The organism is Pseudarthrobacter sp. GQ63, from assembly GCF_059758765.1.
Map to the genome: position 1 here is coordinate 198,392 of NZ_JCAXEF010000006.1, position 12,055 is coordinate 210,446.

At 66.7% G+C, this 12,055-nt stretch carries 11 protein-coding genes; 7 read left to right on the forward strand and 4 right to left on the reverse strand.

The window, feature by feature from the left end; all coding sequences use genetic code 11:
* The first annotated feature begins 145 nt into the window (after positions 1–145).
* Entirely contained in the window at positions 146–1,639 is a 1,494-nt protein-coding gene (locus AC6CHP_RS12570) for an arabinan endo-1,5-alpha-L-arabinosidase (RefSeq protein WP_498230213.1), read from the forward strand.
* 50 nt (positions 1,640–1,689) lie between these two features.
* Here AC6CHP_RS12570 and AC6CHP_RS12575 read toward each other — a convergent pair whose 3' ends face one another.
* Positions 1,690–1,827, reverse strand: coding sequence for a methionine/alanine import family NSS transporter small subunit (locus tag AC6CHP_RS12575; protein ID WP_498230215.1), 138 nt, complete (start codon positions 1,825–1,827; stop codon positions 1,690–1,692).
* Entirely contained in the window at positions 1,824–3,398 is a 1,575-nt protein-coding gene (locus AC6CHP_RS12580; protein WP_188810582.1) for a sodium-dependent transporter, read from the reverse strand. Before AC6CHP_RS12580 ends, AC6CHP_RS12575 begins: the two co-directional genes overlap by 4 nt.
* A gap of 224 nt (positions 3,399–3,622) precedes the next feature.
* On the opposite strand from AC6CHP_RS12580, the gene AC6CHP_RS12585 reads away from it, so the two are divergent.
* The 3 genes from AC6CHP_RS12585 to AC6CHP_RS12595 all read left to right on the forward strand — a co-directional run bounded on the left by AC6CHP_RS12585 (position 3,623) and on the right by AC6CHP_RS12595 (position 7,258).
* On the forward strand, positions 3,623–4,333 hold the full coding sequence (locus AC6CHP_RS12585; protein WP_498230217.1) for an alpha/beta fold hydrolase: 711 nt from the start codon (positions 3,623–3,625) through the stop codon (positions 4,331–4,333).
* A 61-nt stretch (positions 4,334–4,394) separates the two neighbouring features.
* Positions 4,395–5,495, forward strand: coding sequence for an agmatine deiminase family protein (locus AC6CHP_RS12590; protein ID WP_498230219.1), 1,101 nt, complete (start codon positions 4,395–4,397; stop codon positions 5,493–5,495).
* A complete protein-coding gene (locus tag AC6CHP_RS12595) occupies positions 5,492–7,258 on the forward strand; it encodes an amidase (protein WP_498230221.1) in 1,767 nt (588 codons plus the stop codon). The genes AC6CHP_RS12590 and AC6CHP_RS12595 overlap by 4 nt, the downstream gene beginning before the upstream one ends.
* On the opposite strand, the gene AC6CHP_RS12600 is transcribed toward AC6CHP_RS12595, so the two are convergent.
* Positions 7,255–8,544 carry a glycoside hydrolase family 27 protein gene (locus tag AC6CHP_RS12600; RefSeq protein WP_498230223.1) on the reverse strand — a complete coding sequence of 430 codons (1,290 nt, stop codon included), beginning with the start codon at positions 8,542–8,544 and terminating at the stop codon, positions 7,255–7,257. The two genes, AC6CHP_RS12595 and AC6CHP_RS12600, sit on opposite strands and share 4 nt — an antisense overlap.
* Positions 8,545–8,700: 156 nt before the next feature.
* Between AC6CHP_RS12600 and AC6CHP_RS12605 the strand changes: the two genes are divergently transcribed.
* Complete coding sequence (locus AC6CHP_RS12605; RefSeq protein WP_498230232.1) at positions 8,701–9,957, forward strand: D-arabinono-1,4-lactone oxidase; 1,257 nt, start codon at positions 8,701–8,703, stop codon at positions 9,955–9,957.
* Positions 9,958–9,987: 30 nt separating this feature from the next.
* Positions 9,988–10,323 carry a hypothetical protein gene (locus tag AC6CHP_RS12610; protein WP_498230225.1) on the forward strand — a complete coding sequence of 112 codons (336 nt, stop codon included), beginning with the start codon at positions 9,988–9,990 and terminating at the stop codon, positions 10,321–10,323.
* Positions 10,324–10,397: 74 nt separating this feature from the next.
* Here AC6CHP_RS12610 and AC6CHP_RS12615 read toward each other — a convergent pair whose 3' ends face one another.
* Positions 10,398–10,928: a MarR family winged helix-turn-helix transcriptional regulator gene (locus tag AC6CHP_RS12615; protein WP_427116656.1), complete on the reverse strand. Its 531-nt coding sequence runs from the start codon at positions 10,926–10,928 to the stop codon at positions 10,398–10,400.
* 272 nt (positions 10,929–11,200) lie between these two features.
* On the opposite strand from AC6CHP_RS12615, the gene AC6CHP_RS12620 reads away from it, so the two are divergent.
* Positions 11,201–12,055, forward strand: an 855-nt coding sequence (locus AC6CHP_RS12620; protein WP_188728499.1) for a hypothetical protein, incomplete at its 3' end; no start/stop codon positions are given.

The following is a 12,055-nucleotide window of genomic DNA, read 5'->3' on the forward strand; positions in this document are numbered from 1 at the left end:
AAGGGCGCTCCGGCAATTACTTTCTCCTGCCCCAACGCCTCCTTGACGTGACCCACGCCGCATGCCATATTCTTCGTTACAACGTTGCAAAATGTTGCCTGTTCCCTGCGGTTGAAACCGCTCCACCTCCCGGAAGGACCACGTGATGATGAAGTCACGTCCATGGGCGCTCCGCGCTGCAGGATTGGCTGCAGCCCTGGGCCTCACGCTCACAGCGGCAGCGCTCCCGACGGCGGCCAGTCCCCACATAGCCGCAACCGCCCCGGCCCTGAAGGTTGCTGGGACGGTGTCAGCTCCGGCCGCAAAGAACGACCCCAGCCTGGCGGACCTGCCGGGCGGAAAGACGGTCGTTGGCCAGACCACCCCCATCCACGATCCTGCCCTGATCATCGACGATGATGGCACCTGGTACGTCTACTCCACAGGCCTGGTGAACCGGGAAAACGGCGGCACCATCCAGGCCTGGTCTTCCCATGACCAGGGAACCACGTGGGAGTACAGCGGCACCGTCTGGGACCGGATTCCCGCCTGGATCGATGAGCACTTCGCCGACGGCGAGCTCCCCGGCAACCTGTGGGCGCCGGAGATCACGGAGCATAACGGCACCTACTACCTGTACTACTCGGCGTCGCGCTTTGGCGGCAACAAGTCCCTGACTGCCCTGGCCACCAACACCACGCTGGATCCCACCCATCCGGATTACGAGTGGGTGGACCGGGGCCTGGTGGTCTCCTCCCCCGCTACCGGCTTGGACCCGGACAACCCCGGGAAGACCTTCAACGCGATCGACGCTGGAATCATCGAAGATGCCGACGGCACACCGTACATGGCCATCGGATCGTTCTGGTACGGGATCTTCCTGGTGCCCATCGAATGGCCCAGCGGCAAGCCGGTGGCTGGCTGGCAGTCACAAACCGTGAACATTGCGGACCGGTTCATGCCCGGCAACCCCATCGAGGCGCCGTACATCACCAGGCACGGCGGCTACTACTACCTGTTTGTCTCCTTCGACTCCTGCTGCCGCGGCGCCGACTCCACCTACAAGGTGGCCGTGGGGCGTTCCACCTCCGTCAAGGGCCCCTACCTGGACAAGGACCGCCGCGACATGTTCGGCGGCGGCGGGTCCGTGGTCCTGGATTCGCACGGTGCCGTCACCGGCCCGGGCGGCCAGTCCGTGTTTGGCGATTACCTGGCCTTCCACTACTACGACGGCTCCAACCAGGACATCCCCTACTTCCCTACCCTCGGCCTCCAGAAAATCGACTGGGTGGACGGCTGGCCCGCCTTCGACCAGACAGTGGAACTGCCGCAGGTTTCCAAGCAGCCAAAGGCCAGGGCGGCGGGCAGCACAGCCAGTGTGGCCGCTACGGCCACCGGCACCCCGGGCCCGGTGGCAGTGTGGGAAACCTCGTCCGACGGCGGGGCAAACTGGCAGAAGGCATGCCGCCAGCCCGTGACGAAACGGACGGATGAGGGCACCTACACCTCAACGCTTGGGCTGCCCGCCGCGGCGCCCGGCCAGCCGGCGGTCCTGGTGCGGGCGGTGTTCCAGAACGCCCATGGCAAGGCGGTGACTGACGCCGTCGTCCTGCCCGCCGCCAACCACGGCAGCACCGGCAAGGGACAGCCCAACCCGTAACCATGGCAGCCCCGGGCCCCGGCACCCGGGCCCTCGCCCGCAAAGGTGGGTCAGAGCTCGGGTGCGTACTCTTCGGGCAGGGCGCCCTCGTCCTCCGGGTGCCTCTTGAGGTTGACCAGCGCGAGCGCCAGCCCGCCCCAGACAGTGAGGATCGCAATGATCATCATGGTGATGGCGATGGGTGTCATGGTGCCGTCTCCTGTGCATCCTCTTTGACCACGTCGTCGTATTCGGGGTCATGGTGGGCTTTGGAGCTGCGGCTCCAGGGAATGGCCGTCAGGATGAGGGCCAGGACCACCAGCGCGCCGGCCATGCCCCAGCCAAACAGGCCCACGAACCACTCGGGGTACCCCTCGTAGGTGGTGGTGATCTTGCTGATGAATTCGTTGGCCACCATATAGATCAGGGCGAGGGGCACCACGCCGGCCACCAGAACTATCCACGCCCGCCCCATCTTGATGGTTGAGACACGGTTCAGGTGGGCCGAGAGCAGCGGCAGCTTGCGCAGGAACCACGCGAGCACCACCACGGTGACCAGCGCGCCGAGGGTGATCCCGAAGCTGTTGACGAAAGCATCCGAGGTGTCCAGCAGGTAAAGGCCCGTAGCAGTGGGGAACAGGCCCAGGGAGACAACTGCCACCAGCACGCTGACCACCACTGAAGCCTTGACCCGGCCCCAGCCCAGCTTGTCCTGCACCGCGGCCACGATCACCTCCAGCACGGAGATCAGGGAGGTGATCCCCGCGAACACCAGTGATCCGAAGAAGAGCACGCCCATGAGCCCGCCGAAGGGTGCCTGGGACACGATGGTGGGGAATGCGACGAAGGCAAGGCCGATGCCCTGGGTCACGACGTCGTTCACGCCTGTGCCTGCTGCCTGCGCCATGAACCCAAGAGCCGCGAAAACACCGATGCCGGCGAGGATTTCGAATCCGGAGTTGGAAAAGGCAACCACCATGCCGGAACCGGTGAGGTCCGTCCGGCGCTTGAGGTAGGAGGAATACGTGACCATGATGCCGTAGCCCACGGACAGCGAGAAGAAGATGTGTCCGTAGGCTGCAGCCCACACAGAGGGGTCTGCGAGTGCGGCCCAGTCCGGCGTGAAGAACGCGTTCAGGCCTTCCGCTGCGCCGGGAAGGAAGAGCGACTGGACCACCAGGAGAAGGAACATCACCATCAGCAAGGGCAGGAGGATGGAGTTGGCGCGGGAGATGCCCTTGCGGATTCCTGCCACCATGATGATGATGACCGCCACCCAGATCAGCAGGAGCGGGAAGAAGACGGACGGCACGTAGGTGAAGCCGATGCCCGGGGCCTCCGCGACGGCCAGGAAGTTCCCGAAGAAGTAGCCCTCGGCGTCGTCACCCCATGCCTCCGTGAAGGAAAAGATGGTGTACATCAGCGACCAGGCGATGATCACTGCGTAGTAGGCCGCGATGACGAAGCACACCAGCACCTGCCACCATCCCAGCGGCTCAGCTGCCCGGTGGAGCCGGCGGTAGGCCAGCGGCGCCGAGCCGCGGAACTTGTGGCCCACGGCGTAGTCGAGGAACAGCAGCGGGATGCCGGCCGTCAGCAGTGCCACCAGGTAGGGAATCAGGAAGGCGCCGCCGCCATTGTCATAGGCGATATAGGGAAAGCGCCAGATATTGCCCAGGCCGACTGCCGAGCCGATGGCCGAGAGGATAAAGAGCCGGCGCGAGGAGAACGTTTCACGCTTCGCCGGCGCGGCCTGGCCCTGCGATGGTGAGCCGCTCATGCCTCCACACCTCCGGCCCCGGCTGGGCCCGGCACGGTGCCGGCGGGTCCGCAAAAGCATTCTGGCCGTTTCATGAGGGCTCCCTCTCAGGTCACGTCGGAGAAACGCAGGCTACTCGGGGACTTTACTGCCCGTCGAGGCTGCGCGAAAGCCCTGCTGCTCCCGATGCCCCGCACTCCGCCCGGATGACCCGCGGCCGTCTCCGCCGGGAGTAGGGTTCCATCATGGACATCATCCTGGTTCCCGGTTTCTGGTTGGATGCTTCCTCGTGGGAGGAGGTGGCGCCGCCGCTTGAGGCCGCGGGCCACCGGACGCACCCGCTCACGCTTCCCGGGATGCAATCGGTGGACGCAGACCGCTCCGGCATCCGCCTCATGGACCACATCGATGCCGTGGTTGCCGCCATTGATGCCCTGGACAACAAGGTGGTGCTGGTGGGCCATTCCGGCGGCGGCGCCATCATCCACGGCGCCCTGGACTCCCGCCCGGACCGGGTGGAGCGGGCGGTCTACGTGGACAGCGGACCGCTGGGTGAGGGCGGCGTGATCAACGATGAACTGCCGGCCGACGGCGACGACGTCCCGCTGCCGCCGTGGGAAGCGTTCGAGGACGCCGACCTGGTGGACCTCGACGACGGCCTCCGCGAGGCGTTCCGGGCACGGGCCGTTCCGCAGCCCAAGGGTGTTGCCTACGACCAGCAGCATCTGCATGACGACCGGCGCTACGACGTGCCGGCCACCGTCATTGCATGCGAGTTCCCGTCGTCGCTGCTGCAGGAGTGGATCCAGGCCGGCCATCCCTTTGTGGCGGAGCTTTCCAGGATGCGCGACGTGGAGTACGTGGACCTGCCCACCGGCCACTGGCCCCAGTTCACCAAGCCAGCGGAACTGGCCCGGGCCATCCTGGCTGCCGTGGACAGGACACCCGCCAGGTAGCAGTAGCTTAATTTTCCCCGCATCCCTTGCCTGCGGGCATCCTCGAATCCATAATAAATGAATGTCATTCATTTATTCCTCCCCACTAGCCTCTCCGGGTGCCGCTGCCACCGACGACACGGCCACCCACATGCCTGCCGAATGGGACCTCCACCACCGCACCTGGATGGCCTTTCCGCCGCCCAACGAAACCTTTGGCCCCCTGGGAAGTCCTTCGCTGGACCGCGCCCGTGCCGCCTGGTCCACAGTTGCCCGCACCATCGCCCGCCACGAGCCCGTGACCGTCGTGGCAGACCCCCGGGACGCCACCGCCGCACGGGAATGGCTTGGCGGGGGCATCACCGTGGCTGAAGTTCCGCTCGACGACGCGTGGATCCGGGACAGCGGACCCACCTTCGTCCACCGTCCGGACGGCTCGCTGGCCGCCGTCGACTGGGTCTTCAACGGGTGGGGCGCGCAGGAGTGGGCCGCCTGGGACAGGGACGCAGACGTGGCCCGCGCGGTCGCCGGGAAGGCCGGGGCCCCGGCCACATCCAGTCCACTGGTCAATGAGGGCGGCGGATTCCATGTGGACGGCGAGGGAACGGTGCTGCTGACGGAGACGGTCCAGCTGGATCCGGGACGCAACCCCGGAGCCACCAAAGAATCTGTCGAGGCCGAAATCCACGCAGCCCTGGGCACCACCAAGGCCATCTGGCTCCCGCGTGGCCTCACCCGCGACTACGGCGAGTTCGGCACCCGCGGCCACGTGGATATCGTGGCGGCCTTCGCCGGCCCCGGAACCGTCCTCCTCCACCGCCAGGACAACGCAGTCCACCCGGATTACGAGGTGTACCGGGAGCTTTCCGCGGTCCTCGCCGGAGAAGTGGATGCCAAGGGCCGTCCGCTGCGCGTCATCGACGTCCCCGCCCCCACCGTGCTCGAGGACGGCGAAGGGTTTGTGGACTGGTCCTACATCAACCACTACGTGGCGAACAATGCAGTGGTACTGTGCGCTTTCGATGACCCCAATGACACCATTGCCGCCGGCATCCTGGAACGCGCCTACCCTGGCCGGACGGTGGAGCTGGTGGATGCCCGCGACATCTTCGCCTTCGGCGGGGGCATCCACTGCATCACGCAGCAGCAGCCGGCGCCCGCAGCCCAAGGAGGCGCAGAATGAAGCCCGCCCCAACGGCCGGCGCGCCGGGCACCCAGGCCAGCTTCGACGTCGTCGAGGCCTCCGTCCGCAAACTCCGTACGGCACTGGAGGCGGGAGAGGTCACCAGCGAGGACCTGGTCCGCCTCTATGTGGAACGGATCGAGAAGTATGACTCGTCGGGCATATGCCTGAACGCAGTCGTTGTGATGAACCCGGACGCCCTTGCTGAAGCCCGGGCGTCGGACATGCGGCGCGCCCAGGGGTCCACGCTCGGACCCCTGGACGGCATCCCCTATACAGCCAAGGACAGTTATAAGGTGCGCGGCCTGACCGTCGCTGCCGGATCGCCGGCTTTCAAGGATCTGGTGGCACAGCAGGACGCGTTCACCATCGAGCGGCTGCGGGCCGGCGGCGCTGTCCTTATCGGACTGACCAACATGCCCCCAATGGCCAACGGAGGTATGCAGCGCGGCGTATATGGACGTGCCGAAAGCCCGTACAACGCCGACTACCTCACGGCAGCCTTCGCCTCCGGATCCTCCAACGGGTCAGGAACGGCCACCGCGGCCAGCTTCGCCGCCTTCGGGCTCGCGGAGGAGACCTGGTCCTCCGGCCGGGCGCCGGCGTCGAACAACGCCCTCTGCGCCTACACCCCGTCTCGGGGCGTGATCTCTGTCCGCGGCAACTGGCCGCTGGTGCCCACCATGGACGTGGTGGTGCCGCATGCCCGCACCATGGCGGACCTCCTGGAGGTGCTGGATGTTGTGGTGGCTGATGATGCCGAAACCCGGGGCGACTTCTGGCGGATGCAGCCATGGGTCGGGCTGCCCAAAGCATCCGAAGTGCGCCCTGGTTCCTACGTGGAGCTGGCGGCACCGGACCGGGTTGCGGCTGAAAGCGTCCTGGCCGGCAAACGCTTTGGGGTCCCCCGGATGTACGTCAACGCGGATCCTGATGCCGGAACCGCCCCTACTCCGGTGATTGGCGGGCCTACGGGGCAGCGGATCAAGACCAGGGCTTCGATCATCGGGCTCTGGGAGGCTGCGCGGCGCGATCTCGTGGCCGCGGGAGCCGAGGTTATCGAGGTGGACTTCCCGGTGGTGTCCAACTATGAAGGCGACCGTCCCGGGGCCCCCAGCATTTCGACCAGGGGCCTGGTGTCCCCCGACTACCTGCGCAGGGAAATCGTAGACCTCTCGGCCTGGGCCTGGAACGACTTCCTGGACGCAAACGGGGACCCGGATCTCTGCCGGCTGTCCGACGTGGACGGCGCGGCCATCTTTCCCGCGCCGGACGGCTCACTCCCGGACCGGTACCACGGGTTCGACGACGACATCAGCGACTACCCCGCGTGGATCCGGGAGAACGGCGTGCCCGAACTGGCCGGGATACCGCACCTGGCCGAGGGACTGCGCGGGCTGGAGGAGACACGCCGGGTTGACCTGGAGCAGTGGATGGACGGCCTGGGCCTCGACGCCGTGGTGTTCCCGGCAGCTGCCGACATCGGCCCTTCCGACGCGGACCGCAACAAGCGCTCGGCTGACCTGGCCTGGCGCAACGGCGTTTGGGTGTCCAACGGGAACCTGGTTCCGCGGCATCTCGGCATTCCCACCGTGACGGTTCCCATGGGGCTTGCCGCGGACATCGCCATGCCCGTGGGCCTGACCTTCGCCGGCAAGGCTTACAGCGACACCGCCCTGCTGCGGGTCGCGGCCGCGTTTGAAGCCACCGGCAGGCGCAGGGTCCCGCCGCCCCGCACCGGCACACAGGACGGCGGGAGCTAAGACCGGGTGCGGGAGAACCGGTAGAACTGCACGCCGTGCGCAGGGGGATCCACCGCGAGGGCCGGGGCACCGTATAGCCGGGTGAGCCCGGCCCCGGCGCCGCTCCACGCCTCCCGGGCTGTCCAGCTCCCCGGACCCGGGAGGCCAAGGTCAGCGAGCGGCAGTGTCCGGGCCACGCCGGCCGTCCCGGTGTTGAAGACCGCCACGAACCTGTCCTCCGACGTCGTACTTTCCGCCGCCCACAGCACGAGGTGCCCGTCCCGCAGCAGTTCGCGGTTGTTGCGGCTCTCCGTGAGTACGTCAAGGACGTCCCGGTTGGTCAGCAGCCCAAGGGTTTCCGGGGGTGAGGAGGGAAGGTCGCAGCCGAGCATGAGCGGGGAACGGGCGATACACCAGAGTGACAGCATGGTCCGTTGTTCGTCGGGCGTCAGGCGCGTGAGCCGCGCATGTCCCCGCTCGGCGCGCAGCGCGATCCGTCCCACCGGGAGCATGTCCGCGTCCGCCCAGCTTCCGGGCCTTTGGTGGGGAGCCCACCGTGCCATCCGGCCAAACTGGGCCTCAATGTCCTCCCAGCTGTCCCAGAGATCGTCCGAAACCCGCCACATGTCTGCGTTCGCGCGCAGGTGGTCGAGGTGTGCCAGGGACAGGGCCCTGCCCGGCGACAGGCTAAGGACCATGTCCCTGCCGCTGCGGTCTATCGCGCGGCGGTAGGCCGCGATCTCCCCGGCGAAGTAGGGGCCCACCATGTCATCGGCTTTGATGAAGTCCACGCCCCACGAAGCGAAGAGCCGCAGCTGGGAATCGTAGTAGGCCTGTGCGCCGGGGTGGCTGTGGTCCAGGCCGTAATTATCCGTGTTCCATGCGCAGACGGAGGACGTGTCAGCGACCTGGTGTGCAGTGGCGTCCGTCCCTTCAACGGGGAGGGCATCCCGGACCGCCTGGCGGGGGATGCCGCGCATAATGTGAAGGCCGAACTTGAGGCCCAGGGCGTGGATCCGGTCGGCGAGCGGTTTGAAGCCGAGCCCGCCGGCGGCGGACGGGAACCTGTTGGTCGCCGGAAGCTGCCGGCCGTACCCGTCCAGGTCCAGTTCTGCGCCGTCGTTGTAGCCTCCGGCCCGGGCCGCGGGTTCGTACCACTGAATGTCCACCACCACGGTGTCCCACCCGAAAGGCAGCAGGTGCCCGGCCATGAAGGAGGCATTGGCCATGACCTCGTCCTCGGTCACGGAGGTGCCGTAACAGTCCCAGCTGTTCCATCCCATCGGAGGGGTGCCCACACGTGTCATCCGGCAAATTTACAACGATAGAAAGACAAGCGCCAGTGTGTCGCGGCGCACCGTGGCCCGCTGTGGGCGGGCAGCGTGAACGCGCCTTGACAGTGGGATTGTTAGCGCTGACAGTTGAGGGAGCCAATTTGCACCTCCAACCGGAAAGCCGACTCGATGAAGAACTGGGCAGGGAACCTTGAATACGCCTCCGCGGAGGTCCGGCGGCCAGCCTCGGTGGACGAACTTGCCGGAATCGTGGCCGCTGCCGGGCGGGTCAAGGCCTTGGGATCGCGGCACTCGTTCAATCGGGTGGGCGACACGGACGGCGTGCATGTTCTCCTGGATGCGCTGCCCCAGCGGATCGAACTCTCCCCGGACCGCACAACGGTGCGGGTCAGCGGCGGCGTCAGCTACGGGGAACTGTGCCGCGCCCTGGAGCAGTCCGGCGCCGCCATTCATAATCTCGCGTCACTCCCGCACATCTCCGTGGCGGGCGCAGTCCAGACCGGAACGCACGGCTCAGGCGTCAACAACCAGTCCCTGGCCGGAGCAGTCCAGTCCATCGACTTGGTGCGGCCCTCCGGCGAACAGGTTTCCCTCACACGCGCCGATGGCGACGAATTCCTGGCCAGCGTGGTGGGGCTCGGGGCCCTGGGGATTGTGACCGGCCTGGAACTCGCCGTCCAGCCGAGCTTCCGGATGCGCCAGCGCGTTCTGGAGGACCTGCCGTGGGACCATGCACTGGCCAGCTTCCGCGAACTCGTGTCCAGCGCCTACAGCGTCAGCCTTTTCACGGACTATGCCGGGGATTCCATCAGTCAGGTCTGGCTCAAGGCGCTGGACTCGGAGCCGCCCCTGGACGGACTGTTTGGTGCCACTGCGGCCGTGAGCCCGCGGCACCCGCTGCCGGACATGTCCGCGGAAAATTGCACCGTGCAGTTGGACGAACCCGGCCAGTGGCTGGACCGCCTTCCCCACTTCCGCCACGAGTTCACGCCGAGCAAGGGTGAGGAGCTGCAGAGCGAGTTCATCCTTCCGCTGGAGCATGCCCCGGCCGCCATTGAGGCAGTCCGCGGACTCGCGGACAAGCTCGCTCCGCTGCTCTTTGTGTCGGAGATCCGTACCGGTGCCGCGGACGAGTTCTGGCTCAGTCCTTTCTACCGGCAGCAGAGCGTTGCCCTGCACTTTACGTGGAGGCCGCTGCAGCCCGAAGTGGAGGCTGTCCTGCCGGAACTCGAGGATCTACTGAGGCCCTTCGGCGCCCGTCCGCACTGGGGCAAGCTCTTCTCCCCGGCAGAGCACGACTGGGAATCGCTGTACCCGCGCTTCGCCGACTTCCGTTCACTGGCATCGTCGCACGATCCGGACGGCAAATTCCGGAACGGGCTGCTGGACAGCATCCTGGGGGTGCCGGCGGCCAGCGCGCGGTAGCACCTTGTGCGCACCCGATAGGCTGGGCGCATGAACCGCCGCCTCGCAGTCCTGACCGCCGCACCCCTGCTCCTGCTCCTTTCCGGCTGTGGTGCCGTTGAGGAGGCCGCAGGCAATGCCGTCAGCGACGCCGCCTCGAAGGTGGCAACGGCCGGCGCCGCCGAACTGAACCGCCAGATCTGCGCCGTGGTCCAGGACGGGCTGGTCAGCGTCGAGGACAAGCAGCTGCTGGCGGGGCTCGTCTCTGCAGCATCCACTGCCGGGGTCCCGGCTGAAATTACGACGCCGTTGGGCCAGATCGCGGAAGCCGGAGACGAGGTGCCGGCAGAGTCCGTCCAGGCACTTAAGGATGCCTGCTCGGCCTAGCCGCCCGGCGTGGACCGGCGGACTACGGCATTAGGGCGTTGCACTGCCGACTTCAGCGTCCGTGCCAGCGCGCCTCAGTGGCCAGCCTGGTCCATGCCGCGAAGGCCTGTTCCGCGCGTCCCCTGGGGGCGCCTCCCGGTGCGGTGCTCAGGCGGAGCGAACGGGACCACCTCCTGGTTCCGGCTTGCCGGCAGCGCGTTCACGAACTTTGCGAGCTCCTCGCTGAGGACCTTCCAACCGATGTTCGGATCATCAGGGTAGGCATTGGTTTCTTCCCGGCGGGCAGCCTCAAGGATGGCTTCCCCTGATTCCGTAAGTTCCACCTTGAACTGCCTGCGGTCGGTGGACTGGCGCGTCCTGGTGATGTGGCCGGCGCCCTCCAGCCGGAGCAGGACCCGTCCCAACGTCTGGCTCTGGACGCGTATTGCTTCGGCGAGCTGTTCCTGGTTCAAGGGCCCGCCGGCCAGGCCTTCAAGGGCTATCACGGCCGCCCGGGTGAGGCCCAAGTGCGCCAGGGCGTCGTCCTGGCGCCGTTGAACCAGCCTGGCCGCCACAGAAATAAGGCGGTAGCTGGTGCGGGCATCTGGATCGAGATTGCTGGTCATCGGGCCGTGGCCTTCCTGTGGGTGGCGAAGTGCAGGGTGTGATCACCTCTTGTTGCGTCGCTACGTTCTCTACAATAAGCATGCTTAGCATCTAATTCGCAAGTAGGCTTACTATCCGCCGGGCCCAGAGCCGTTCCTGAAGGCCTTTATTAGGCGACCCTCTTGCGCTTCAAAAGGAAAGTGTGCTTAGTATCTAATTAGTAATCATGCTTACTACTAGCCAGCGTTGCTGGTTCTTGATCGCCAGCTGACCCTTCAGGAAAGAGAGCCCGATGACAGAGAACCAATGGCCCCAGACCCCCGGCACTGCAACCACCGATCCCTATGGTGTGACCGCAGCAGGTGCCGAAGAGAACTTTGGCACCACCCCCGTTGAGGGTTCTGCCGGAACCTCCAAGAGCCAGGCGGCGAAGGAAGAGGCATCAAACGTTGCCGGCCAGGCCGCGGCGTCAGCCCAGAACGTTGCGCAGACTGCCAAGGACGAAGCCGCGAACGTGGCGGCCGAGGCGAAGTCCAGTGCGCAGGATCTTCTGCACCAGGCGAAGTCGGGCCTGACAAGCCAGGCTGGGACCCAGCAGCAGAAGGCCGCCGAGGGCATCCGCACCATTTCCAGCCAGCTGCACAGCATGGCCGACGCGCCGGACCAGCAGGGCATGGCCAGCGACCTGATCCGCCAGGCCGCCGGCACTACCGACACCGTGGCCTCCTGGCTGGAGAACAAGCAGCCGGGCGACATTCTCGGCGAAGTCCAGCGGTTCGCCCGCAACAACCCCGGCACCTTCCTGCTGCTTGCAGCCGGAGCCGGCGTCCTTGCCGGCCGGCTCACCCGCGGCCTGACCGCAGGCGCACCGGATTCCCACGGTGCAGCGAATGGGTCACCGTCGCAGCGGTCCGTGCAGAACCAGCCGGTTGCACCCCTCCGCCAGGAGACCGTGTACGCAGCCGGAAATGACGACCTCTACAGCGAGCCTGTTGTAGGCGCCGGCGCTCCGGTATCCACCACTTCCCTGCCCTCCGGCACTGCTGAAGAGACTCCCCTCCGGTTCGAGGATGACCCCTACCGGGACGAGGACGGCTCCTACCGCAGCACTGACGGCGGTTACCGCTCTTCGGAAGGACGCCAGCTG

What these genes read in the sequence shown, in the direction of transcription:
- AC6CHP_RS12570 (WP_498230213.1), top strand. Translation starts at nt 146, where the DNA reads ATGATGAAGTCACGTCCATGGGCGCTCCGCGCTGCAGGATTGGCTGCA.
- AC6CHP_RS12575 (WP_498230215.1), bottom strand. Translation starts at nt 1,827, where the DNA reads ATGACACCCATCGCCATCACCATGATGATCATTGCGATCCTCACTGTC.
- AC6CHP_RS12580 (WP_188810582.1), bottom strand. Translation starts at nt 3,398, where the DNA reads ATGAGCGGCTCACCATCGCAGGGCCAGGCCGCGCCGGCGAAGCGTGAA.
- AC6CHP_RS12585 (WP_498230217.1), top strand. Translation starts at nt 3,623, where the DNA reads ATGGACATCATCCTGGTTCCCGGTTTCTGGTTGGATGCTTCCTCGTGG.
- AC6CHP_RS12590 (WP_498230219.1), top strand. Translation starts at nt 4,395, where the DNA reads ATGTCATTCATTTATTCCTCCCCACTAGCCTCTCCGGGTGCCGCTGCC.
- AC6CHP_RS12595 (WP_498230221.1), top strand. Translation starts at nt 5,492, where the DNA reads ATGAAGCCCGCCCCAACGGCCGGCGCGCCGGGCACCCAGGCCAGCTTC.
- AC6CHP_RS12600 (WP_498230223.1), bottom strand. Translation starts at nt 8,544, where the DNA reads ATGACACGTGTGGGCACCCCTCCGATGGGATGGAACAGCTGGGACTGT.
- AC6CHP_RS12605 (WP_498230232.1), top strand. Translation starts at nt 8,701, where the DNA reads ATGAAGAACTGGGCAGGGAACCTTGAATACGCCTCCGCGGAGGTCCGG.
- AC6CHP_RS12610 (WP_498230225.1), top strand. Translation starts at nt 9,988, where the DNA reads ATGAACCGCCGCCTCGCAGTCCTGACCGCCGCACCCCTGCTCCTGCTC.
- AC6CHP_RS12615 (WP_427116656.1), bottom strand. Translation starts at nt 10,928, where the DNA reads ATGACCAGCAATCTCGATCCAGATGCCCGCACCAGCTACCGCCTTATT.